The following is a 22295-nucleotide window of genomic DNA, read 5'->3' on the forward strand; positions in this document are numbered from 1 at the left end:
AACGGGGCTGTGGTTGGCACCAACCTGGTCCCCAGGGGAGGGGGATCAACGTCGGTGCCAGCATGGCGTATGGTTAGGGCACCGACGCGGGGTGGAGCAGCTCGGTAGCTCGCTGGGCTCATAACCCAGAGGTCGCAGGTTCAAATCCTGTCCCCGCTACGAGTGTGATGTCTCAGGACATCCTGGACGGCCGAACTCGCTAGTCATGGGTTCGGCCGTCTGTTGTTTCAGCGGATGGGGCCGGGTGGCGTCTACCCAATGACACACGTGCGCTCCGCATTGACCACCCCCGAAGGTTCCCCAACGCCTGACACGATCCTGTTCAGGGCCCGCGCACCCCGGGGCGTACTCGTGGTTGGCGCCAGCGATTTGCGACGAGCGGCTAAGGTTGTGCCGTGACGGATGACTCTACGCGTACTCCCAGTGGCCCCGAGCACCAGAAGGTGCGGGTGCCGGTGCTCAAGAGCCTCATGGAGGCAGGTTGGGATTCAGGCCAGCTGCAGTGGAAGCCTGAGTGGCGCGTACCGCAGTCACCTCACGACGCGGCGAAGCGGGAGGATGGAAAGTCCTTCGCTGGATGGCCTGTTGATCTGGCCATTTTTGACGATGTGCGGAATGCGGGTGATTGGGAACACCTCCTAGTCATCTGTGAATTCAAGCAGCCTACGATCGACGCCGGCATTTCGCAGCTTGAGATCTACCTCAGCCGTGAGCCGCGTGCGCGGATGGGTTATTGGACCAATGGTTCCGATAACGTCAGGGTCTATAAGTTGGCCGACGGTAGGTTTCAGCATGTTCGAAACCGCGGCCTGCCACAGCCTGGGGAAGGGTTTACGCGCCCCTCCGAGAAGCCGTTGACGTTCAGCGACTTGGTTACACCGAAGAACGGCCAGCTGCGGTCAATCTTTGGTCGACTGTTGGATGTAGTGGTTGCACGGGATAGCCGATCGACTCGTTCGGAAGCACAACTTAACGAACTTTGCAACCTCTTGCTACTTAAGCTGGAGTCAGATTCAAACGCGTCGTATGACCACAGCAAGGCAGTTGCTTTCCAGCTCTCCCAGGGAGGGGAATCCGCGACCGCTAAAGCGATGCGGGCACAGTTCGATACTCTCAAGAATTTTCGACCAGAAGTATTTGCTGAGCATCGTGAAGGCGCCCTCGAGCTGGATGATCACACCATTCAGGAAGCGGTGTATGAGCTTTCCAGTTTGAATCTCAATAGTGTGGGACCTGAAGCGATTTCTTCCGCCTTCCAGGTCTTTCGCAGGGCAAACCTGAAGGCGGGTGAAGGGCAGTACTTCACCCCGCAGCGCGTAATCGCTGCCGCCGTCAAAATGATGGATATTCGCCTGGAAGACAGGATCATCGACCCGGCATGTGGAACGGGCGGGTTTCTCACCGAAGCGTTCCTTTCGCTGGTCGATCGCATCCCTGCTGGCGACTCTGCCGCTGCAGCGAGAACCTGGGCGCACCGGAACGTCTACGGAGTGGACAAAGACTCCATTAACGTCAAGCTTACCCGGGCGATCATGGTGGGTCTTGGCGACGGATCTGTCAATGTGCACATTGGCGATTCGATAAGGGGAGACAGGTGGGCGAAGGACTACCCTCAGCTTGAGCGACCTCTCAGTGACGGGTCGTTCACGGTGGTGATCACAAACCCGCCTTTCGGTAAGAACCTAAAGGTCAGCAAGGTTGATGCGCGCCGTAACGATTACAGCATCGCGGCCGCAGCCAACCGGAAGAAGGGCGAGTATGCGGACCTCGAAATCGGCCTCGTCTTTCTTGAGCGCGCGTACAGGCTCCTGATGAAGGGGGGCAGGCTCGGAATCATCCTGCCGGAAACCTACTTCTTTTCGCCCACGTATAAATGGCTGCCAGAATGGCTGAGTGACCGGTTCGCCCTGCGGGGCGTTCTCAACATCCCCATGGAAGCGTTTCAAGGGTTCTGCCGAGCAAAGACCAACTTCTACGTATTTGAGAAGAAGTGATTTCCATGGTGCATAGGCCGGCTTGGTTCCGTGAAGGTCAGGTATTCGTTTCCTACGCTCCGACCGTAGGTATTAATAAGGACGGCGAAGATCTATTCGTCGTTGATGCTTATACTGGAACTCGAACAGATGTGATCGACGACCAGATCGCCGCAGATGTCACTGCTCTGGTGGACGAGTTCGGTACGACGGCAACGAGTTGTTGGGTAGATGAGAGCGAGCTCACTGAACAGCTGACTGCCGTTCCAAACTATTTCGACGAACGTTCAGTGCGTGACTTCTTCACGCTTATGGATGCGCCCGAGATGGGAGCTTTCGCGAGCGCTTCTATCGGAGAATTGATTGACGATGGGGTGCTGGTCTCGATGCATGGGCATGGAAGCCCGTCGGCAGACTTTCGGACCGGGCACGTCCCTTACATTAAGGTCTCCGATATTCGCGCCGGGCAGGTGAATATCAATCCGACGAATCGTGTGCCGGATGTGGTCGCCGAACGCTTCTGGAAAGGGAGTGAGTCCGGGCTCGAAGAGTATGACCTGATCTCCCCGATCCGGACCAGCAAAAATATCGGCGATTTTGCGGTAATCATGCCAGGTCAAGAGAGAGTCGTGCTGACCAAGGAGGTGCTGGTGCTGCGGGCCTCCGAGTCCGCCTCCTTCGATAACTTCTATCTCTTGTGGGCAATGACGCTGAAAGCCGTGCGTCGGCAGTGGGATCGCGTCGTCTTCATGCAGACCAACCGGGAAGACGTCGGCCGGCGGTATAGGGAAATTCGTATCCCTGTCCCTTCGAGCCGCGAGGCAGCAGACGAGGTCTCGAAGGCGTTTCGGGACTACTACCTGGGGACGCAGCGGCTGCGCGAGAACCTGGTGACCTACCTGGCGAACGACGACAAGCATCACATCTTCATGTCGAGCGTCGCCGCAGCCGTAGAAGATCTTGAAGATGAGGCTGACGACGCTGAGTGACGCTCGGGCAATCTCATGCCTGCTGCGGTGGGCTAGGCGCTGATCTGCGTGAGCGATGCGTGAGCGGACGGGACAGCACCCGTTGGATTGAGTGTCACGCCAGCGAGGCCGGCAAGTCTCTGACCAGGCAAAACCGGACCGAGTGTGATCACGGGCCACCATCCGTCACGATCTTGCACCCCCTCGTAATGCGTAGGTCTCGGGTTCGAATCCCGAAGGCGGCTCTCTTTAAACCCCAGGTCAGGGATCTGACCTGGGGTTTCTTTGCTTTCGTGCTGGGTGGTCCGGTGCTGGACGTACTTTCTGGCCTGCGTATCGGAATGCGTCGGTCAGAGGTTTGGGGTAGGGGGCGGCCCGAGGGCCTCTGAATACTGTCTGACCTGGCGTTTTCGTGGGTTGGCTGACGCGTGGTCAGCTGTGGCCGGTGCTGGGGTGCGCCAGGGGAGCGCATCGGTGCAGAAGTCGTGCGGTGGGCGGTGGTGTGCGGTGTCGGATTGTCCGGTGAGTGCGTTGATGTTGCCGTTGTCGGGAACGAACAGCATCTGGAGCATCCGGCGGGAGAACGGGTCCTCGACGGTGGCCAGGTAGAGCGGTCCCTCGTGGGTGTCGATCTGTGTGACGTCCCCCGCACCACAGCACGTTCCGCGCAACGGCGCTGAAGTTCCGGCGGATCAGGGCACGGGCCGCGGGCCGGCGGCCTGGCCGGGTCAGGCCACCGCCGTTTCGGCGCACGCCCGCACAGCCCCAGCTCGGCCATGCGCGCCGCGACCGTGTTCTTGGCGACCGCCCACCCCACCCCACCCCGCCTCGCCCAGGTCACGGGCTACCCTCCGCGAGCCGTAGGTGCCGCCCGAGGCGGTGAACAGCCGCTTGATCTCCTCATCCAGCCGCTCCCGCCGCTACTCGCGGGCGGTCGGCTTGCGGTTGATCCACTTGTAGAACCAGGACTGCGAGACCTCAAGGACCCGGCGGGCGATCGCGTGCGGGATACCGAACCTGGTCCTCAGGGACGCGATGGACTCCGCCACGCTCACCGGTTCATCGCGTCTTTCACCCACAGGGTCACCGAGCGCTTGAGGACATCACGCTCCAGCAGCAACTCGGCCCGCTCCTTGTCCCACTGTGCCTTCTGCGCCCGCAGCCGGGCCAGCCCTCCCGCTCCGACTCGCTCAACGCACCGCCTGCACCGGCGTCCTGGCTGCCGGGCTCGTGGTCGGCCTTCACCCCGTTGTGCAGGGTGTACGCGTTGATCCCCAGATCCCGCGCCGCCTCAGTGGACGGCTTACCGGTTTCCCTCACGATGCGCACAGCTCCCGAAACCGGAACTCCGGGCCAAAGCTGCGCCTCTGTACTGGAGTTGGCCCAGTACCTGGTCCGCGGAGGGGTGACCTTTGCCCGGTAGTGGGCTGTTGTTCCTCGGCCGGGTTGTGTGCCGTGGTTCGGCGATAGCGTGGCGAGGTAAGCAGTGCTGCGGACAGGTTGGGCAGGCGGGTTCATGCGGATGCGGTTCGAAGCCGGGGCCGAGGAGGAGTTCGAGGCGGCGTGCGAGCTGCTGGTCGACCGGCTGGTCCGGTGGGCCGGGGAGCAGGGGCTGCCGGCGGACGGGTTCATGGCCGAGGTGGCGCTGGATTACCGGCACCGGGCGACTATCGACGGTCGGCTGGGGCTGTGGGAGCCGCGGCATGTGGAGGAGCTGCTGGTGTCCTGGTTGCCGGAGCAGGTCACCGAACTTCCCGGTGAGGAACGTGCCGACGCCCCGGGCACGTTGCGTACGCTGCTGCGCTTTCTGCACGCCGTACAGTTGGCGGACCCGCGAGGTCCCGCACTTCCGGACTCCCTCGCTGCCGTCAACGCGGCTGCGGGAGAGTATCCGTCGGCGATGGCGGACCGCGCCCGTTGGGGTTTGGCGAAGTTCTGGGTGATGACCGCTGCCGAGCAGGGTGTGGACGTGTCGGACGGGTCGGCGTTGCAGCGATTCGCGGAGCGTGCTCAGCGCGGGGAGGTCGCCTACGACGAAGAGGCCCTTGAAGCGGTCATGGAACGGCGGCTGACCGGCCAGGTGTTGTCCGGTGTGGCCCGGGCCGAGCCGCAGCTGCCTGTGGTGCTGCCCCCGAGCGACGAGCTCCGCCGACAGGCCGAGGCGTCGACCGTCGTGGCGCAGCTGTGCGGGCTCGCCGAGTGGGCGGGCCGCGGCGGCCGCGCGGTGACGGCGGCGGGGCGGCTAAGGATGGGCGACGCCCGCGAGCTGGTGGACGTACTGGGTACTGGCGACAACACCGAGGGGGTGCGCTCTTCGGCCGACCTGCCGCGTCTGGGACTGCTGGTGGAGTGGGCGAAGAAGGCGCGGCTGGTTCGGGTGGCCAAGGGGCGATTGTACGCGGTGGCCAAGGCCCGGCCGGTGCTGGCCGACCCGCTGCAGCTGTGGCTGCGTGCCTTCGACGCGTGCTTTGAACTGAGGCAGGCCCTGATCGGGGCCCGCAGCGGCCGGCACATCGAGTCGATGCTCTTCGACGTCTACGAGGATGTGATGGAGGACGTGCTGAACACGCTCTACAGCCTGCCGCACCCGATGCCCTGGCCCCGCCTGCGCGACTCCGTGCACCTCGCCTATCGGGCCCGCTTCCGGCTGGAGGGTGGGTCGGACATCCAGCACCGGATGTGGTTCGAGCACGCCGACCGGGACCTGCGCGCGGTGCTCGACGCGCTGGTGGACCTGGGCGCGGTCGAACGCGATCGGGGGATGGCCGATCCCGTGTTCCTCGAAGTCGACCTCTCCGGTGCCGGAGACGAGCTGCCTGCGGACATGCCGCCGGAGTTCGCGGAGCTGCTGGGCGTCGCGGAGGCGGCGGCGGCCCCGGCGGCGCGGGAGCGTGCCCGCGCCCAGCGTGAGGAGCTGACCGCCGGGCCGGTGGAGCTCATCCGTCTCACCGGGTTGGGCACCCGAGCGGTACGGCAGCGGCTGCTGACGGCCGGCCGGGACGCACCGCTGGTCGGTGAACTGGCCCAGGCGTCGGCGGCCGGCCTGCTGGGGGTGTTGGCCGAGGACTACGACCCGGATGCCGCTCGTGCGGAGCTGGCCGGCTGGATCTCTGCCCACGGCGAGCGGGAAGCCGCACTGCGGCAACTCGCCGAAGCCGTACGGACCATGGTCCTCCGCACGCGGGCGCAGGCCATGCTCGACGTACTTCTGACGGCGTTGCCGGGCAGCGAGGGCGAGCGGCTGCTGCGCGCGCTGCGCGGCGATCCGGTGCTGGCGCCGCTCGCGCTGACCACGCTGGCGCACCGTGAACTGCTGTCCCCCGAGGACATGACCGATGCGGAGCATCTGCTGGTGCTCGCAGAGAGCCTGCTCCAACTCGTGGAGCTGGCGGGCGGTCGCGACGGCGCCGAGGACGCTCTGCGCGCCCAGGGCAGCGAGGCCAGGGACGCGGTCGCCGCCGTGCTGGACTCCGCGCACCCGGACCGGGCCGGGCTCGAAGAACTCAGGCAACTGGCGGCCCGGGCACTGCGTACTCCGGCCGCCCGCCTCGGCCGCGCCCGGAAGGGGCGACGCCACGCCGGCAAGAGTGGCCGTAAGCGGCGACGTTGACCAGGGCGACACCGCTCTTTTCTGCTGCGCGAGGCGGGACCGGCATGGGCACGGAGCCGGCAGCCGGGTAGCCCTCGGCGGCTTACGGCCTCGGTGGCGCACGTTACCGTCGGCACATGGCCGGGGAATGGAACAAGGACGGGCTGCGAGCCGTGCGCGGCGCGCTCCACGCGCAGGACTGGGCGGCGCTGCTCGCTGCGTTGCGCCGTGGCCCCGCACGTGAGGTGCTGCAACTGGCCGGCGATGGTGTGGCCATGGCCGCGGCGCAAGGGCTGCCGGGGGCAGTGGAGACGGCGGCCTCGTTTCTCGGCGCACTCCAGGAACGCGGCTTCCGGGGCGATCAGGAGCTGGCGGACCGGTTGCCCACGACCACGGAACACGCGGCTATCCCCCTCCTGCGCCCGCTGGCAGTCGATCTGGAGATGCTCGTCATGCTGTTGGAGGGAGATCCGGCCGAGTCCGGCGGTCGGCTCGATCTGTTCACCGGGGAGTGCCGGCCGGCGTTCACCGAGGAGCTGGATGCCAGGTACGAGGCCGAGGAGGCGGACGATCCCGAGCGATGGCTGCGTGTGCCGGCTCTGGGTTCCCGTGCCGGCAACCGAGACATGGAGCTGTTCATCGAAGGGCTCGGCGACGCGGCCCTCGCCGACCGACTGCGGATCGCCGTCGGCGGGCGGGGCACCTTCCGGCGCTTCAAGGACGTCCTCGCGCGTGACGAGCGCGCCTGGCGCCGGTATCACCGGCTCAGCGATGAGCGACAGCGCGGTCGGGCCCGGGCCTGGCTGGCGGAGGAAGGGTACTTTCCGAGGTTTCCCGCACCACGGAGGACAGCGCAGCCCTGACCCGTGCAAAGGCCGGGACGAACCGGTCCTTGGACTGCCGTACCGCAGTGGGAAGGAACGCCGGGCTCCCACAGTGCGAGGCCGAGGATGTGGGCGCCGACCGGGGGGACATCGTGCAGGGCTCCACTGGATGGCCCCTGGACCATCGGCTGATGGTGGATGCGGCGTTGCCCGGGACGGGGGACGCAGCAGGCCGCACCCGCGCTCTCACGCCCGGACGGGCCCGCTGCCAGCGATGGCCCGATCACTGATTGTCAGACCGTCGTGTCACAGTGTGAAGCACGGTGAACACGGGGGAGGACCATCGTGGCCGGTACGACGGCAAAACACGCCACGCTCGAAGCGGCACGCCGGGAACTCGGCCTGCGCAAGGACGAGTTCGCCCTGGGGGTCGAACACGGAGTGATCCGTACATGCTGGAGCGGGGACGAACTATGCGTCAGAGCGGGCGAGGTGGCCCGGTGGCGCGCGAGCCCCGGTGAACTCGCCGAGCTCACCCGCCTGGTGCACGCGGCAGAGGCCGCCGAGCTTGCAGGCATCAGCAGGCACCGTTTCGACCAGTTGACGCGCGGCGGTGTCATCCGCCCGGTCCGGTCGTACACCAACCGCTATCACGCCGAGGTCTGGCAGTACTCGGCCGCCGAGGCCCGCCGATTGCCCGAGCGGCGTCCCGAGTTGCTTGGTACCAGGCTGCCCGGTCCCTTCCTGGCCGAACTGACATCCGGCGCCGACCGCCGGGCCGAGGGCTACCGCTCGCGGCTCCGTGCCCAGACGTTGCTCATGTTGCGTGACCCCTGGACGAAGGTTGCCGCGTGGTCGCACTGGTTGCGTTCCGCGCAGTCGCCCGTCGACCCCGCGCGGATCAGTCAGGCCGAGGCCGTTCATCTCGCGAGGCGTGCGGCGGAGGAGAGGCTGGGGGATGTGCTGGGCTCACACGTGAATCCCGTCACTCTTGAGGAACAGGCAGAAGCCGCCCGGGAGTTCACGGCCGCGCTGCGCAGAGCCAGGCGCAGCCGCCCGGCGCCCGAACTGGTCGCGCCCGCCGACGCGGCGGCACGGCTGGGCTGTGACGTGGAGCGGATCCCGGACGAGTACCGTGACCGCGGCGTCCCCGCGGATCTGCTTGAGCAGAGCGTGGCCGACGGCCTGGCTACGGTGCCCACCCCCGCGCGGGTCGCGGCGGTGCGTGCACGACGGGCCGCGCAGCACCGGAAGGACGAGCGGAAGGCGGCCTGGGAAGGTGAACAGGCGGCGAAGCGGCTGCGCGAGCAGCGCGAGCGCGCGGCCGCCGCGCGTGCCCGCGCCCATATCCCGGAACGGGCAACCGTCCCCGAAGTGACCCTCCACCTGGGCCCCACCAACTCCGGCAAGACGCATGACGCCATTGCCCTGCTGGCCGCCCACGCCGAGGCCGGCCGGACCGGCGTGTACGCGGCGCCGCTACGCATGCTCGCCTTGGAGGTCTACGAACGGCTGCGCACCCGGCTCGGTGCCGAGGGGGTCGGCCTGCGCACGGGTGAGGAGCATCTCAACCCGGACGCGCCGGTGCTGTGCTGCACGGCTGAGGCGGCGCCCACCGCCGGCGATTTCCTGGTCGTCGACGAAGCGCACTGGCTGGCCGACGAAGACCGCGGCCACGCCTGGACCGGCCTGCTACTGGGCGGAGCCCACACCGACGTACACGTCTGTGCCGCGCCGGAAGCCGAAGACCTGCTGCGCAAGCTCTTCGCCCCCGGCACGGACATCACCGTGGTCCGACACACCCGGCACGGCGCACTGAGCCGGACGAAGGAGTTCAGTGCTGCGACCCTCCCGCCGGCAAGCGCGGTGGTGGCCTTCTCCCGCAAAGCCGTTCTCGCTCTGCACCGCGAGTTGCTCGGGGCGGGCCGATCAGCGACTGTCCTCTACGGCGCGATGCCGCCCGCGGCCCGCCGCGAGCAGATCCGGCGCCTGTCCGAGGGCGAGGTCGACGTGATCGTCACTACAGATGTGATCGGTCATGGCGTCAACCTTCCGCTGCGTGCCGTGGCGTTCGCGGAAACGGGCAAGTACGACGGCAGATCCCGCAGGGAGCTGCTGATCTGGGAAGCGGCCCAGATCGCCGGCCGGGCCGGCCGACAGGGCCATGACGCGGGGGAGGGGCTCGTGGGCGCCTACCGCAGCCGACTGCCCGGCCTCACCGCCAGGGCCAAGCTCCTCGACCGGGCTGTCCAGGCAGCCCATGGAGCGCGGCCCGGTGACCTGCGCGTCACGACGGCCCGGCTGCGCCCCGCTTGGGCCGACCTCGGACAACCGGAGCCCGGAGAGATTCCGCACGCTCTGGCCGGCTGGACCGCTGCCGCCTGTACGGCCGCCCAGGAGCGCTCATGGCTGCGGCCGATGCCCGTGGACGAGGTTCACTCCAAACTATTGGCGGCACGCCAGGCCGTCGGGGCACCACGGGGCGTCGACGGTTGCTGGCCACGCGACGGCCACACCGTCTGGCGCTTGATCACCCTGCCCGTCGACGCGGACCGCCCGGCCTACCCGGTCATCTGCCGAGCGGTCCTGCGTGGCGCGGCCCTGCACCACCTGGTCCGTCCGCTCACAGGCATCGAACGAATGACCTTGCCCCAAGCCGAGGAGTACGCCGCGACCATGCGGGACCTGCGCATCGCCGTCCTGGCCTTCGGCCGTGAATGTGGCGGCCTGAGCACCGAGGAAGTGGCCACCTGCGAGCAGGCGGCTGCTGAACGGATCAACCAACTGGTCGCTGCCTCCCGGCCACTGGCCACGCATGGCAGCTGCGCCTCCTGCGGCGAACCCTGCGCTCCCTGGTACACACACTGCGATGCCTGCCACTCCTCCCGCTTCTCCTGCCATGACACCGAGTGGCTCGACTGGTGAGAGCGGCGTGGTTCCGGCCGCCCGGTTTCTTCCACACCTCGCGAGCGGGTTGGGGATGCGTGGTCAGATTTTCATCACACGGACGCCAGGGCCGCACAGCATCAGGAGGTCCTCGGGGTCCGACGTCAGGACGGTCACAGGGGAGGGGGAGGCCATCGCGGTGGCGGCCACGATCGCGTCGATGGCGTACTTGTGGCCGTGGAGGTCGGCCGCGGCGAGGAGTTTGCTGGCGTGGCGGGCGATGGCTTCGGTGGGCGGGATGATGTTCACGCGGGAGACGGCGTAGTCGAAGCGGGCCTGGTTGGTCTTGGGGTCGCGGGCTTCGACGAGGGTGACGGAACTGGTGATGACGCGGATGTCTTCCGCCTCGGCGGCAGCGAGCCATTCGGTGAGTTCGGGTGTGCGGCGTACGAGTTTGGACAGGCCTTCGCAGTCCAGGACGAGGGTGCCGCTCATGCGGCGTCCGCCGAGCCGGCTGCGTCGCCACGCAGGAGCGCCCGCTTGGCCTCGACCGCTGCCTGATCCACAGGCCCGTGGTCGGTCTCCGCGTCTTCAATGAGTTCGCGCAGCCGTTCACGTTCGAGTTGGCGCTGGATGAGGGTTTCGACGTAGGCGGACATGCCGCGCTTGCCGGTGCGTGCCTTGAGGGCGGCGATGGTGCCTTCGTGGAGGGAGACGGAGACCGGGCGGACGGGGCCTTCGCCGGGAGCGGGTTCGGGGGTGGTGGCCATGGAGCCATATTAACAAAACTCTTGTTATTGGGTGGAGTGATTCTGCGGTGTGCGGCTTGTCTGGAGACAGTGGCGGATTGCCTCGGGGTACAGATCCGCTGTGATCACTAAGCGCGACGATGCGTCCCGTGGGCTGACGCGCGAGGAACTGCTCGCGCTGCCTGCAGCCGTGGACCTGGAGACGGCGAACCGCGCGCTGTCTCTCAGTCGCACCACGGGGTACGACCTCGCCAAGCGCGGCCGGTATCCGTGCACGGTCTTGCGTTTGGGCAACGCCTACCGGGTCGTTACCGCCGGCTTGCTCAAGCTGAGTCTGCGAGTGATGGCCATCATCTCGTATGTGCGATCTCTACAAGCTGCGCCACCATGGTGTCGCCAAGGAGCCGCGCAGGCCGGTTCATCGCTTTTCAAGGGGCGGGGAGCGCAAGGGGAGCGCGGATGCCTGTGGACGGTGCAACACGGCATGCGAGCAGCGGGACCGCGATCGGTGCTCTGATCTGCAGAAACAGGACCTGATGCAACCGCGTGGCACAGCACGGCACGATCACTACCGGCCTCGTGATGCGTAGGTCTCGGGTTCGAATCCCAAAGGCGGCTCAGAGAAAGATCAGGTCAGACCGTGTCTGACCTGGTCTTTAGTGCTGAGCCCCTGATGGGGTATCAGTTTGGCGTCCGGCGTCCGGCGTCCGGCGTCCGGCGTCCGGCGTTGGAGCGAGGGGAGCGCGAGGGGACGCATGAACCCAGGGGTTCGACCCCCTGGATCCGAGGTCTTCGACGACCTGACGGCCGCTGAGCGCTTCCGTGACCTGGTGAACGGGCACGGCCAGCAGTGGCCGCCGGGACGGGTGCGAGGCCAAGCCTTCATCGCGGACCAGCGCAGGTCAGCAACTACGTTCGGGCCTTTCGCGCTCGCCTACGTCGATCGGCTAGGGGCATCCAGGGCGCGACACGCGCCAGGTACAGAAAAGAGATACGCGAGAACATGGCGCCCTGGTTCGGGCCCTACTCCGTGGAGGACGGCGAGGGCAGCATCGTCCAGGAGATGGTGTAGGGCTGGGTCAACTGCCTGGAGGCCGGATCTCCGGCCCCTCTCGACCCAAGCGTCCGGGGTCCCGGACGGAATACAAACCGAAGACCATCCAGAACAAACACGGTCTGCTCTACGCAATCATGCAGTCCGCCGTCGACGCAGAACCGCCCCTGCGGGCCTCCAACCCGTGCGCAAAGACGCGCCTGCCGCGGCTCGACGGAGCCGAGGACGAGGAGGAGATGGTCTTCCTCGAACGCGAGGAATGAGCCTGGCTGTATGAGTGCATCGCCGATGACGCCAAGGACCTCGCCGAGACAGGCTTTCGACGGGGCGAGGCCACCGCACTCCAGCCCCGGGACCTCCGCCGCCGGAACGGCAGGCCCGCCATCCGCGTCCAGAGGGCCTGGAAGGAGGACGAGGACGGCCAGTCCGTACTCGGCCCGCCGAAAACCAGGAAGTCTCGCCGGACCATCGTGATCACCCACAAGCTGGACCGGATGCTGAGGCGGCGTGCCAAGGGGCTGGCTCCCGACGCGCTCCTGTTCACGGGCCCTGAAGGGGGTAAGTGGGATCCAGGCACGCTCTGTCGCCTGCGCTGGGTGCCCGCGATCAAGCTTGCTGCGGAGAAGCACGGCCTCATCAAGCGACCGCAAGCACACCGACGACACTGCCCCCCAGGTGCAGCGCGGACCGTCCGGCGAGCGGTCCGTGGTTCAGCGTGATCGCGTGCAAGGCGTTCGCCCAAAGACTTGCTCCGGTGGCCGCCAAGAAGGGAAACCAGACGTACAGATGGGAGCCGAAGTCACGGCTTCGGAGCAGCACCAGCGCCCTCACCCCATAGGCGATAGACCCGTCAACGAAGACCGGGAACAGGTACGAGAGCGACTCTCGTGCGTGGACGGCAATGGCGACTTGCCGCAGCGCGTCGTATGAGAAGCGCACGCGGACCTTCACCCGCTCCCCGGTATGGGTCGCGGCCACCGTCACATGGGCCCCGGCCGCATACCGGTGCACGTTGGTGAGGGACTCGCGCACCACCCGGTGCACCGCTCGCCGCACCCGGGCCGGCCGTGCGTCCAGATCGTCCGCCGTCCCACGAGAACTCCACGGGCACGCCGACCCCTCGCGACTCCGCCACCAGCGCCTCGATGTCCGCACAGGTACCCGTCGTGTCGGTCAGCGCGTCGGTACCGGTGTCCCGACCCAGCGGACCCAGCACCCCCAGCGCCTCGCGCAGCTCCCGCATCGCATCGCGGGTGGCGCCACGCACCAGCGCGGCCTCCTCCCGCAGCTCAGGGCCTGCTCATGCAGCACTATCTCCAGGCCGCCCGCGTGCAGCGAGATCAGACTCAGCCGGTGGCCGACCAGATCGTGCATCTCGGCGGTGATCCGCGACCGCTCGTGCATCCGCGACTCGCTGTCCGCGAGCCGCCGAGCCTCCTCGGTGGCGGCCGTACGCTCCCGCAGCGTCGGCACCAGTTGGTCCTGTTGCCCGCCCGCGGTGCCGGCCAGGCCCGGCCGGCACCAGGACCGTGGTCGCGGCCAGCACCGCACCGAGCGCGAGCCCGTACGGCCGTGGGCACCACGCCCACCAGCGCCGACAGCCCCAGCACAGCCACCACCGGGAACCGGCGCCGCACCAGCACCAGCCCGGTCCGACGAGCGCCAGGACCACCATGACCCCACCGCCGCGACGCATGCCGAACAGCGACGGATCGATCCCGTACGTGAGCCACACCCGGCGGCGATCGCCTCACCCGCCGCCAGCCAAAGCCCCCGCCCCGCGTCTCCGGGACCGGCGAAGGGCCCCGGCGGGCCGGACGGTTTGCGGACACTGACGGAGCACTGGACGGCATACCGCCGATCATCGGCGCCACCGGCGCTGTGCCCCTGCGACTTGCGGGGGATGGTTCCTCTGCCGGAAGGCAGAGAAACCACCGGCCGACGGGGCGGGGCCGGGCTCGGGGGAGCCGCACCGGTTCCGAGGCAGCGGAAGGGCCGCACCCCGCGCTGTGGGTGCGGCCCTTCGGATACTCGGAAGCTACTTCTTGAACGTGATGGCTGTGCGAGCCCCCGCGGGGGCCTTGTCGGTTGCCGCGCCGATCACACAGCCGTTGGGCGTGGTCGAGCAGTCAACCGTGCCCCACAGCTTGTGATCCGGGGTGTAGCCCTTGAACGTCTTCCTCACGGTCAGCGAGGTTGACGGGATCTTGCCGTCAGCGGTCGTGGCCACGACCTTCACATCGTGGCTGTTGCACACCACGGTGCCGCCCTTCACCTGCGCACACTCCGCGAGGAAGACGGGAGTGTTCTTGGCGAAGCCGGCCCCGGTGACGGAGACGGTGGCGCCGTCGCTCAGGCCGCTCGACGGCGTCACCTTCATGGTCGGTGCCGATGCGGCCATCGCCGTGGCGCCGCTGAAGGCGAGAGTGAGGGATGCCGCGGCAACCGCAGACACTCGCACTATGGAACGCAGACTGTTCTGCGATGTCATCGCTTATCTCCTGACGTAGCACTGATTGCGAAATGCTGAATGGGACCCGGGTCGCTCGCTCAGGATGACCTTTGTGATCACCCGTCGTCAATCTACTTGGCGCCCTCCCGGAATTCAGCATGAGGGTAGGAGTGACGTTGGTCATAATGGTGCCTCGTTGATGCGTAAAGGGAATCTCTACTGGATTTCGAGTCATGCTCCGTCGAGGCCCTGGGGCCTGGGGCCTGGGGCCTGGGGCCCGAAGGTGCTCGGTCCTTGCCGGGAGGCCCTCGGGAGGAGGCGAAAGGTAACCGAGGGAGAGGGAATGGCGGGGCCAGAAAGGCGTGCGGTCATGGCCTGAGTTTGGCGGGACAAATGTCCCAGGAAACGCGGGACAATTGTCCCGGGGAATTCAGGGTCGGTGTCACTGTCGGCGGAGGTGCCAGTTATTTAGCGTGTTGGCATGTCACAGATGGCCACGGATCACGCAATGCGGTTTTCCGGCGTGTTCAAGAGTTTCGACCAGGTGAAAGCGGTCGACGGGTTGGACCTGTCGATCGGTCGTGGGCAGACGACGGCGCTGCTCGGCCCGAACGGGTCGGGGAAGTCCACGTCGATCGATATGCTCCTGGGCCTGCTATCCCCGGACCGCGGACAGATCGAAGTGCTGGGCGGCACGCCGGCCGCTGCCGTGCGGGCCGGCCGGGTCGGGGCCATGCGGCAAGGCGGCGCCTTCCCCGCCAGCGCCAAGGTCCGGGAGGTCCTGGAGCTGGCCCGCCGCCTCTACCCACAGCCGGCGCCCCTGGGCGAGCTGGTCGACGTGGCCGATCTCGGCAGCCTCCTGAGCCGTCGGGTGGACAAGCTGTCGGGCGGCCAGCTGCAGCGGGTGCGTTTCGCCTTCGCGGCCGCTGGAGCGCCCGACCTGCTCGTGCTCGACGAGCCGACGGTCGCGATGGACGTCGAGGCGCGGACCCGGTTCTGGGACGGCATCAGGAGCTACGCCGAGCAGGGCCGCACCGTGCTGTTCTCCACCCACTACCTGGAAGAGGCCGACGAGGCGGCTGACCGGATCACCGTGCTGGCCAAGGGCAAGGTCCTGGTCGAGGGCACCGGCGAGGAGATCAAACGGACCGTCGGCAAGCGTACGGTCAGCTTCCGCCCCGACGGCCCGGCCCCAACGGGACTGGAGCTGCTGCCCGGTGTATGCGGTGTGGAGCGGCACCATGACCGGGTCCGTCTCCACACCACCGACTCCGATGCCACCATCAACGCCCTGCTGTCCGGCGACTTCACGGTCAGGGATCTCGAAACGTCCGGGGGCAGCCTCGAAGAGGCGTTCCGTGCGCTCACCGGCACCGCACAAGAGGTGAAGCACTGATGCTGACGCGCCATTACATCTTCTTCGAACTCGGACGGCTCCGTCGTGACCCGAGGTTCGTGGTGCTCACGGTGGCCGTTCCGGCGCTGCTGTACCTGATGGTCTCCACGGCCGGGAACAGGGCGTCCTCGGGAGCCGCGGGCGGCGCGGATGCCGGGGTCATGGCTGGGATGGCTTGCTACGGAGTGCTGATGGTGACCATCACCAATGGCGTCAACGTCGCGCTCGACCGGAACATCGGCTGGATCGCCCAGCTGCGCACCACTCCGCTGCGTGCGCCCCAGGTACTCATCGGCAAGACCGTCAGCGGCCTGCTGCTGTCCCTGCTCTCCCTCCTCGCCATCTTCCTGATCGGCGGACTGGCGCAGGGTGTCGAGCTGAGCGCCACCCAGTGGCTGGAGATCGGCGCGATCACCTGGCTGGGCAGCCTGCCGTTCGCCCTGCTGGGCATGGCCCTGGGATTCCTCACCTCGCCCACCACCAGCGGTCCCGCCGTGATGGCCTGTGTGATCGGCATGTCCGCGCTGGGCGGGCTGTGGATACCGACTCGGCTGTTCCCGGACACCCTCCAGCACATATCCAGGGCGCTGCCGACCAGCCGCTGGGCCCACCTCAGCCAGGCCCTGCTGGACGGCGGGGCGTCCCCGCTGTCGGACCTTCTGGTACTGGGGGGCTGGACGCTGGGCTTCGCGCTGCTGGCCGGGTTCGCCTTCCGCCGGGACACCGCGCGCTGAGCCCCCTCGGGCGGCCCTGTCCCTGGAAAAAGCTGAGGTTAGAGTGAGGGGCGCACGGCGTGGCCCCGGCTTGGGGGCACGGAAGGGGGAAGCCGATGAGCCAGAGGTTCGGCGCGCGCACGGAGGGGGCGGGCGGACTCGCCGGGCTCCCCTCCACCCGGGGCGCGGCGGTGGGCGCCACGGCCGCCGTCATTCCCCTCTTCGGCTTGGTTCCCTCGCTCTCCGCGTCGGACAGCCCGCTCATCACCGTCCTCGTGGCCGCCTTCGCCCTGGCCCTCTTCGCGGTCTCCCAGGTGACCATCTCCTGGTCCTACCACTCCGCTCGGCTCGACGACCGGTTCCGGCTGGCGCTGCTGGTGCCGCTCGCGGCGCTGTCCGTGGCCCTCCCGCTGTGGCTCGGCAAGGACTGGACGATCCTGCTGACGTATCTGGCGGCCACCTGCGCGGTCGCCGTACCTCCCAGGCTGACCCTGCCGGCCCTCGCGACATCGGTCTCGCTGGCCGCCTTCGTGGCCGAGCACGTCAACGGAGCGGACACCACCTCGCTGGTGGTGATGACCGCGGCGGTCGGCCTCTCCATGACCACCTACCGCCGGATCCTCGACCTCAACGCCGAGCTGCGGCGCACCCGCCGCGAACTGGCGCGGGCCGCGGTGACCGAGGAGCGGCTGCGCTTCGCCCGGGACATGCACGACACGCTGGGCCACGACCTGCTCCAGCTCACCCTGCGCACGGAGGTGACAAGGAGGCTGTACCGGGCTGGTGGGATGGATGTGGAGGCGGAGCTCCAGCAGATCGAGGACATGGGCCGTCAGTGCCTGGACCGGGTGCGGGAGGCGGTCACCGGATACCGGCGGCTCAGCCTGCCCGCGGTCATCGAGGAGGCCCGGCCGACGCTGGGCGACGCCGGTGTCTCGGTGTCGGTGGACGCTGCGACGGACCAGCTGCCCCAGGAAGTGGAGACGGCACTGAGCTGGGTCGTCCGTGAGGCGCTGACGAACGTCGTCCGGCACGCACAGGCGACCCACTGCCGGGTCGCGTTGTCCACGGAGGGTGGCCGTGCCGTCCTGGAGGTGCTCGACGACGGCAAGGGGCCCGTCCGGCGCCCGCTCTCCGGACCGGGCGGGAACGGGCTGACCGGTCTCACCGAGCGGGTTACCGCCCTCGGCGGCTCCCTCCGGACGAGTGCCGCGCCGGGCGGCGGCTTTCGCCTCCTGGCCGCCGTCCCGCTCACGGACTCCACGGACTCCAGGGGCTCCCTCGCCCACTCCCTTACGGAAGGCACGACGTGATCCGGGTACTGCTCGCAGAGGACCAGGCCATGGTGCGCGGTGCCATCGCGACCTTGCTGGGGCTGGAGCCGGACATCGAGGTGGTCGGCCAGGTCTGTGACGGGCCCGGCGCGGTGTCCGCCGCCCTGGAGCTGCGCCCGGACCTGTGCCTGCTGGACATAGAGATGCCCGGCGGCAGCGGGCTGGACGCCGCGGAGGCATTGCACACCAAGCTTCCCGAGACGAAGATCCTGGTCTTCACGGTCTTCGACCGGCCCGGCCATTTGCGGCGCGCGCTTGCGGCCGGGGCCAGCGGCTTCATCGGGAAGAACCGGCCGGTGGAGGAACTCGCGGCGGCGATCCGGCAGGTGATGGCCGGAGAGACCGTGATGGAGCCCGCGCTGGCCGCCACCGCGCTGCGGGCCGCGCCCAACCCGCTCACCCCCAGGGAACGGGAGGTCCTGGCCGCGGCGATCGACGGTTCACCGATCCCGGCCATCGCGACGCGGGTGCACCTCTCCGTGAAGACGGTGCGGAACTACCTCTCCTCGGCCATCCAGAAGACGGACTGCGCCAACCGCTTCGAGGCGGCCCATACGGCCCGTGACAACGGCTGGCTGTAGGGCCGGGCGGTCACGGGCTCCACGAGGACCGTGGGGGCCGCGGGTTCAGCTGCGTGCGGGCAGGCGCCGCGCGGTGGCGGCCCCGGTGCCGGTGGGGGTACCGCCGTTGGCGTCGTCCTCGCTGACGAGAAAGGGTTCGAGCCAGTTGGGACGGGCGGCGGCGGCCAGTGCGGTCGCCTCGTCCGTAGGAAGGTCCAGGACGTTGTAGTACTGCCGCCCGGCAGCCGTGGCCACGGTGAGGGTGGTCACGCCCGACCGGCGCTGGAAGAAGGACTGGTGGAAGACCCAGCCGACGGCCGCGTCACCGGACAGGACCTGGCGGCGCCGCACCAGCGACCCTTGCCGGGTCACCAAGTGGCCCCCGTCCAGGAGGGCGTGGCCGAGATTGCGGTATCGGTCCCGGCCGACCAGTTCGGCGAGCGGGAGCAGCACCAGGGAAGCCGCGCAGCTCCAGGCGGGCCACCACCCGGCCCACAGCGTCAGTGCACCGGTCAGGGCGACGCCCACCACGGCCGTGGTCCGGGCCCGGGTGAGCCGGCGCCTCCTGGCCCCGTCGCCGTGCCGGGTCAACGGGCAGTCCATCGGTGCCGCGTTCCCGTACACGGCCGCGCCTACCTCGCGGGCGCGGGCGAGCGGCGCCGGGGGCAGCAGCAGCGAGCCGCCGTGTTCCGCCCCTCGTCCGGCCCGCAGGCCGGTGGTGATGGCGACGCAGCGGGCGCCGCGGACGAGGCGCAGCGGCAGCGTCTCGCTGATCTCGACCCCCCTGAGCCGGCGCCCTTCGATGGTGACAGAGCGCGTAGTTGCCAGGCCCCGGGTCAGCCGCAGGGTGCCGTTCGCGAGCCGGGTGAGCCGGAAGTTCCAGAAGGACGCGGCGTAGCCGAGGGCGGATAGCAGCGACACCGCCAGCACGCCCAGTACGAGGCACTCCAGCACCGCCAGCGGCGTCGGCAGCGAGGAGAGCTGCCGGGCGAGAGCGCGCACCGGAGGGAAGCGGTCGGGGCCGAGTTCCGCGGAGTTGAGGAAGGTGACGGCCGACGTCAGCAGCACACCGGCGCCCGCCAGTCCGCTGAGGGTGAAGGCGCCGAACCGTACCCATGCGGGCCGCAGCGCGGCGATCAGCTCTTCCCCCGCGAGGTCCGCATCCCCGCGGTCCTTTCCCGGGCTCTCGTCGCCGCGCTCTTCGCGGCTCCGTTCACGGCCCGGGGGACGCGGCTTCGCGGCGCGGGGGCGCTCGGCCTCGGCGGGACGGGGACGCGGCACCGAGGCATCGGCGTCCCCGGGGACGCCGGGCTGCGGCGCGGCCTGGGCGGGCTGCCCGGTGCGGTGCAGAAGCTCACTCCTCAGCCGCTCGGCGGCCGCGGTGTCCAGAGCGTCCAGTGCCAGTCCGTCGCCGTGCCGGTCCGACCGGCCCGTGCCGATTGCCAGCCGCCGCAGCCCCAGCGCCCGCTGGAGCACCCGGGCGCTGATGTCGACCGACCGGATGCGGTCCCGGGGAACGGACAGCACCTCCCGGCGCAGCAGCCCGCGGCGGACCTGTACGTAATCGGCCGTCACCCGGTACGTGGTGGTGAAGTAACGGCCGAGGCCGATCACCAGGGCCAGTGCGAGACCGATCAGGCCCCAGGGCTTCTCGCTGTCGTGGCCGAGGACGAAGACGCCCAGGACCACCGGCAGGAACCGGAGCGCCTCGTGGAGGGGATGGACCGCCAGCATGCGCGGACTCAGCCGCCGCCACGCGGTCTCCTGCTCGGTGTCCGTCGCCGGTGCTCCCTCGGCGGCGGCAGCGTTCCGGTCCTTCATGTGGCGTCTCCGGGGGTCTGGCCGGTCTGGACGGTGAGCTCCTCGACCAGCCGTTCCGCGACATCCCGGTCCAGTGCGTGGATCCGGACCGGACCGCGGGCCGAGGCGGTCGTCACGGTGACGGAGACCAGACCGAAGAGGGCGGCGAGCAGTCCCCGTTGAGTGTCCACGGTCTGGATGCGCGACACGGGGACGATCCGCCGTTCCTGGTTGAGCCAGCCCGTTCGGGTATAGACGGCGACCGGTGCGACCTCCCAGCGGTGCACCCGGAAGCGCCAGCGGGGCATGACGGACAGGTGGAGGAGCGCCAGCACCGCGGTCACCGCGATGAGCAGATACTGCGGGCAGGCCACCGGCAGGTACGGCACCGTATCGACCCGGCCGTTCAGCAACCAGCCGGCTTCCGCCAGCAGCGGTACGGCCCAGCCGAGTCCGGCGCGGGTCGCCCAGAACAGCGGGGCGCGGCGGCTGGCCGTCTCCCTGGGCGTCCGCAGGCGCACCACGGCCCGCCCGGCGGAGCCGTCCGTCCTGTCCATGGTTGTCTTCATCACCACTCCACACTGGCCGAACCGGCGGCCCGCTCCCAGAGGTTCGCGTCCCGACTCTTCCGGGACAGATGTCCCGGCGGCCGGGACGTGCCGTCGCACTCGGACGTCAGCTCTTGGCGACGAACTCCCGGATGGAGTCCGCGACGTAGTCGATCATTTCGATGGTGAGGCCGGGGTAGACGCCGGTCCAGAAGGTGTGTTCGGTGATCACGTCGCTGTTGGCGAGAGTGCCGACGACGCGATACCGGCGGTCCTGGTACGCGGGGTGCCGGATGAGGTTTCCGGCGAACAGCCTGCGGGTGCCGATCTTTCGCGCTTCGAGGAAGTCCACCAGCGCACCACGGGTGTAGCCCGCGTCCGGCAGCACCGTCATCGGAAAGCCGAACCAGCTGGGGTCGGACCCGGGGGTGGCCTCGGGGAGGAGGAGGCCGGGGGCGCCGTCCAGCCGCTCGCGCATCCGCCGCCAGTTGCGCTTGCGTGCCTCGGTGAACTCGGGAAGCTTCTTGAGCTGCGAGAGCCCGAGTGCCGCCTGGAGATCGGTCGTCTTCAGGTTGTAACCCACGTGAGAGAAGATGTACTTGTGGTCGTAGCCGGCCGGGAGCGTACCCAGCTGGTACTGGAATCGCTTCATGCACCGGTCGTCCTCGCCCGGCTCGCACCAGCAGTCGCGGCCCCAGTCACGCATCGACTCCACGATCCGGGCCAGGGCGAGGTTCCCGGTCAGGACACAGCCCCCCTCTCCCATGGTGATGTGGTGCGCCGGATAGAAGCTGACCGTGCTCAGATCGCCGAACGTGCCGGTGAGCCGGCCCTGGTAAGTGGAGCCGACCGCATCACAGTTGTCCTCGATCAGGAAGAGGTCGTGCTCCTCCGCGAGGGCGGCCACCTCCGCCACCGGGAAGGGGTTGCCCAGGGTGTGCGCGATCATGACGGCCCTGGTCCGCGGTCCGATGGCCGCCGCGATCTGCTCCGCGGCCACGTTGTAGGTGCCGAGCTCGACATCCACGAATACCGGAACCAGGCCGTTCTGCAGGATGGGGTTGACCGTGGTCGGGAAGCTCGTGGCAACGGTGATCACCTCGTCACCCGGACGCAGCCGTCGGTCCCCGAGCTGGGGGGAGGTCAGGGCGGAGAGGGCCAGCAGGTTGGCCGAGGAGCCGGAGTTGGTCAGATGGGCCTTGCGCATCCGGAGTGTCCTGGCGAAGGTGCTCTCGAACTTGCGGGTGTGCGTACCCGCCGCGATCCGCAGGTCCAGGGCGGCGCCCACCAGGGCCGCCCGGTCGTCCTCGTCGAGCACGGCGCCGGAAGAGAGCACTGGCGTCACGCCTGGGACGAAGCCCGTGTCCTGCTCCTGATCGCGGTGGTACGTGCGCACCTCGTCGAGCAGGCGAGCCTTCACCTGGTCGGCCATCGGGCCAGCCTCCATGT

At 68.5% G+C, this 22295-nt stretch carries 19 protein-coding genes, 1 tRNA gene and 2 pseudogenes; 12 read left to right on the plus strand and 10 right to left on the minus strand.

The annotated features are described in order from the left end of the window. Window positions 1–85 precede the first annotated feature (85 nt). From AB0D04_RS05180 to AB0D04_RS05190, 3 genes are all read left to right on the plus strand, one after another. Window positions 86–159: transfer RNA gene (locus tag AB0D04_RS05180), tRNA-Met, on the plus strand. Between the two features lie 236 nt (window positions 160–395). After that, window positions 396–1994 carry an N-6 DNA methylase gene (locus tag AB0D04_RS05185; protein ID WP_362699545.1) on the plus strand — a complete coding sequence of 533 codons (1599 nt, stop codon included), beginning with the start codon at window positions 396–398 and terminating at the stop codon, window positions 1992–1994. Between the two features lie 5 nt (window positions 1995–1999). Next, window positions 2000–2962 carry a hypothetical protein gene (locus tag AB0D04_RS05190; protein WP_362699547.1) on the plus strand — a complete coding sequence of 321 codons (963 nt, stop codon included), beginning with the start codon at window positions 2000–2002 and terminating at the stop codon, window positions 2960–2962. 707 nt (window positions 2963–3669) lie between these two features. Here the strand turns inward: AB0D04_RS05190 and AB0D04_RS05195 are convergent. Together AB0D04_RS05195 and AB0D04_RS05200 are read right to left on the minus strand one after the other, a co-directional pair. After that, window positions 3670–3849, minus strand: coding sequence for a hypothetical protein (locus AB0D04_RS05195; RefSeq protein WP_362699665.1), 180 nt, complete (start codon window positions 3847–3849; stop codon window positions 3670–3672). A 12-nt stretch (window positions 3850–3861) separates the two neighbouring features. After that, window positions 3862–3996, minus strand: a complete 135-nt coding sequence (locus tag AB0D04_RS05200; RefSeq protein ID WP_362699548.1) for a hypothetical protein — start codon at window positions 3994–3996, stop codon at window positions 3862–3864. A 461-nt stretch (window positions 3997–4457) separates the two neighbouring features. Between AB0D04_RS05200 and AB0D04_RS05205 the strand changes: the two genes are divergently transcribed. The 3 genes from AB0D04_RS05205 to AB0D04_RS05215 all read left to right on the plus strand — a co-directional run bounded on the left by AB0D04_RS05205 (window position 4458) and on the right by AB0D04_RS05215 (window position 10279). Further along, window positions 4458–6551 (plus strand): hypothetical protein, encoded by a 2094-nt coding sequence (locus AB0D04_RS05205; protein WP_362699550.1) that lies wholly within the window; start codon window positions 4458–4460, stop codon window positions 6549–6551. A 116-nt stretch (window positions 6552–6667) separates the two neighbouring features. Beyond that, window positions 6668–7393, plus strand: a complete 726-nt coding sequence (locus tag AB0D04_RS05210; protein WP_362699552.1) for a UPF0158 family protein — start codon at window positions 6668–6670, stop codon at window positions 7391–7393. Between the two features lie 306 nt (window positions 7394–7699). Further along, the gene (locus AB0D04_RS05215; protein WP_362699554.1) at window positions 7700–10279 is read left to right on the plus strand and encodes a DUF6397 family protein; all 2580 of its coding nucleotides are present in this window, start codon (window positions 7700–7702) and stop codon (window positions 10277–10279) included. A gap of 63 nt (window positions 10280–10342) precedes the next feature. On the opposite strand, the gene AB0D04_RS05220 is transcribed toward AB0D04_RS05215, so the two are convergent. Both AB0D04_RS05220 and AB0D04_RS05225 read right to left on the minus strand, forming a co-directional pair. Beyond that, a complete protein-coding gene (locus AB0D04_RS05220) occupies window positions 10343–10735 on the minus strand; it encodes a PIN domain-containing protein (RefSeq protein WP_362699556.1) in 393 nt (130 codons plus the stop codon). Next, a complete protein-coding gene (locus AB0D04_RS05225; RefSeq protein ID WP_362699558.1) occupies window positions 10732–11010 on the minus strand; it encodes a hypothetical protein in 279 nt (92 codons plus the stop codon). The genes AB0D04_RS05220 and AB0D04_RS05225 overlap by 4 nt, the downstream gene beginning before the upstream one ends. A gap of 103 nt (window positions 11011–11113) precedes the next feature. Here AB0D04_RS05225 and AB0D04_RS05230 point away from each other — a divergent pair. Both AB0D04_RS05230 and AB0D04_RS05235 read left to right on the plus strand, forming a co-directional pair. Continuing rightward, window positions 11114–11338: pseudogene (locus AB0D04_RS05230) on the plus strand (hypothetical protein); the annotation flags it as partial. An 842-nt stretch (window positions 11339–12180) separates the two neighbouring features. Then, window positions 12181–12306 (plus strand): hypothetical protein, encoded by a 126-nt coding sequence (locus AB0D04_RS05235; protein ID WP_362699560.1) that lies wholly within the window; start codon window positions 12181–12183, stop codon window positions 12304–12306. A 373-nt stretch (window positions 12307–12679) separates the two neighbouring features. Here the strand turns inward: AB0D04_RS05235 and AB0D04_RS05240 are convergent, their stop codons facing one another. The 3 genes and pseudogenes from AB0D04_RS05240 to AB0D04_RS05250 form a co-directional block, all read right to left on the minus strand. Beyond that, window positions 12680–12994 (minus strand): DUF2637 domain-containing protein, encoded by a 315-nt coding sequence (locus AB0D04_RS05240; RefSeq protein ID WP_362699667.1) that lies wholly within the window; start codon window positions 12992–12994, stop codon window positions 12680–12682. Continuing rightward, window positions 12977–13896, minus strand: a pseudogene (locus AB0D04_RS05245) (histidine kinase); the annotation flags it as partial. The gene AB0D04_RS05240 and the pseudogene AB0D04_RS05245, both read right to left, overlap by 18 nt. A 185-nt stretch (window positions 13897–14081) precedes the next feature. After that, window positions 14082–14498 (minus strand): enediyne antibiotic chromoprotein, encoded by a 417-nt coding sequence (locus AB0D04_RS05250; RefSeq protein WP_362699562.1) that lies wholly within the window; start codon window positions 14496–14498, stop codon window positions 14082–14084. 478 nt (window positions 14499–14976) lie between these two features. On the opposite strand from AB0D04_RS05250, the gene AB0D04_RS05255 reads away from it, so the two are divergent. From AB0D04_RS05255 to AB0D04_RS05270, 4 genes are all read left to right on the plus strand, one after another. Beyond that, complete coding sequence (locus tag AB0D04_RS05255) at window positions 14977–15891, plus strand: ABC transporter ATP-binding protein (RefSeq protein WP_362699564.1); 915 nt, start codon at window positions 14977–14979, stop codon at window positions 15889–15891. Beyond that, window positions 15891–16625 carry an ABC transporter permease gene (locus tag AB0D04_RS05260; RefSeq protein WP_362699566.1) on the plus strand — a complete coding sequence of 245 codons (735 nt, stop codon included), beginning with the start codon at window positions 15891–15893 and terminating at the stop codon, window positions 16623–16625. Before AB0D04_RS05255 ends, AB0D04_RS05260 begins: the two co-directional genes overlap by 1 nt. Window positions 16626–16720: 95 nt before the next feature. Then, a complete protein-coding gene (locus tag AB0D04_RS05265; protein ID WP_362699568.1) occupies window positions 16721–17917 on the plus strand; it encodes a sensor histidine kinase in 1197 nt (398 codons plus the stop codon). After that, window positions 17914–18519 (plus strand): response regulator transcription factor, encoded by a 606-nt coding sequence (locus AB0D04_RS05270; RefSeq protein WP_362699570.1) that lies wholly within the window; start codon window positions 17914–17916, stop codon window positions 18517–18519. The genes AB0D04_RS05265 and AB0D04_RS05270 overlap by 4 nt, the downstream gene beginning before the upstream one ends. 45 nt (window positions 18520–18564) lie before the next feature. On the opposite strand, the gene AB0D04_RS05275 is transcribed toward AB0D04_RS05270, so the two are convergent. The 3 genes from AB0D04_RS05275 to rfbH all read right to left on the minus strand — a co-directional run bounded on the left by AB0D04_RS05275 (window position 18565) and on the right by rfbH (window position 22278). Further along, window positions 18565–20319: a PH domain-containing protein gene (locus AB0D04_RS05275; RefSeq protein WP_362699571.1), complete on the minus strand. Its 1755-nt coding sequence runs from the start codon at window positions 20317–20319 to the stop codon at window positions 18565–18567. After that, window positions 20316–20867, minus strand: a complete 552-nt coding sequence (locus tag AB0D04_RS05280) for a PH domain-containing protein (RefSeq protein ID WP_362699573.1) — start codon at window positions 20865–20867, stop codon at window positions 20316–20318. Before AB0D04_RS05280 ends, AB0D04_RS05275 begins: the two co-directional genes overlap by 4 nt. Before the next feature lie 106 nt (window positions 20868–20973). After that, window positions 20974–22278, minus strand: coding sequence for a lipopolysaccharide biosynthesis protein RfbH (rfbH, locus tag AB0D04_RS05285; protein ID WP_362699575.1), 1305 nt, complete (start codon window positions 22276–22278; stop codon window positions 20974–20976). Window positions 22279–22295 lie beyond the last annotated feature (17 nt).

Origin of the sequence: Streptomyces sp. NPDC048483 (assembly GCF_040651455.1) — a bacterium.
GTDB lineage: Bacteria > Actinomycetota > Actinomycetes > Streptomycetales > Streptomycetaceae > Streptomyces.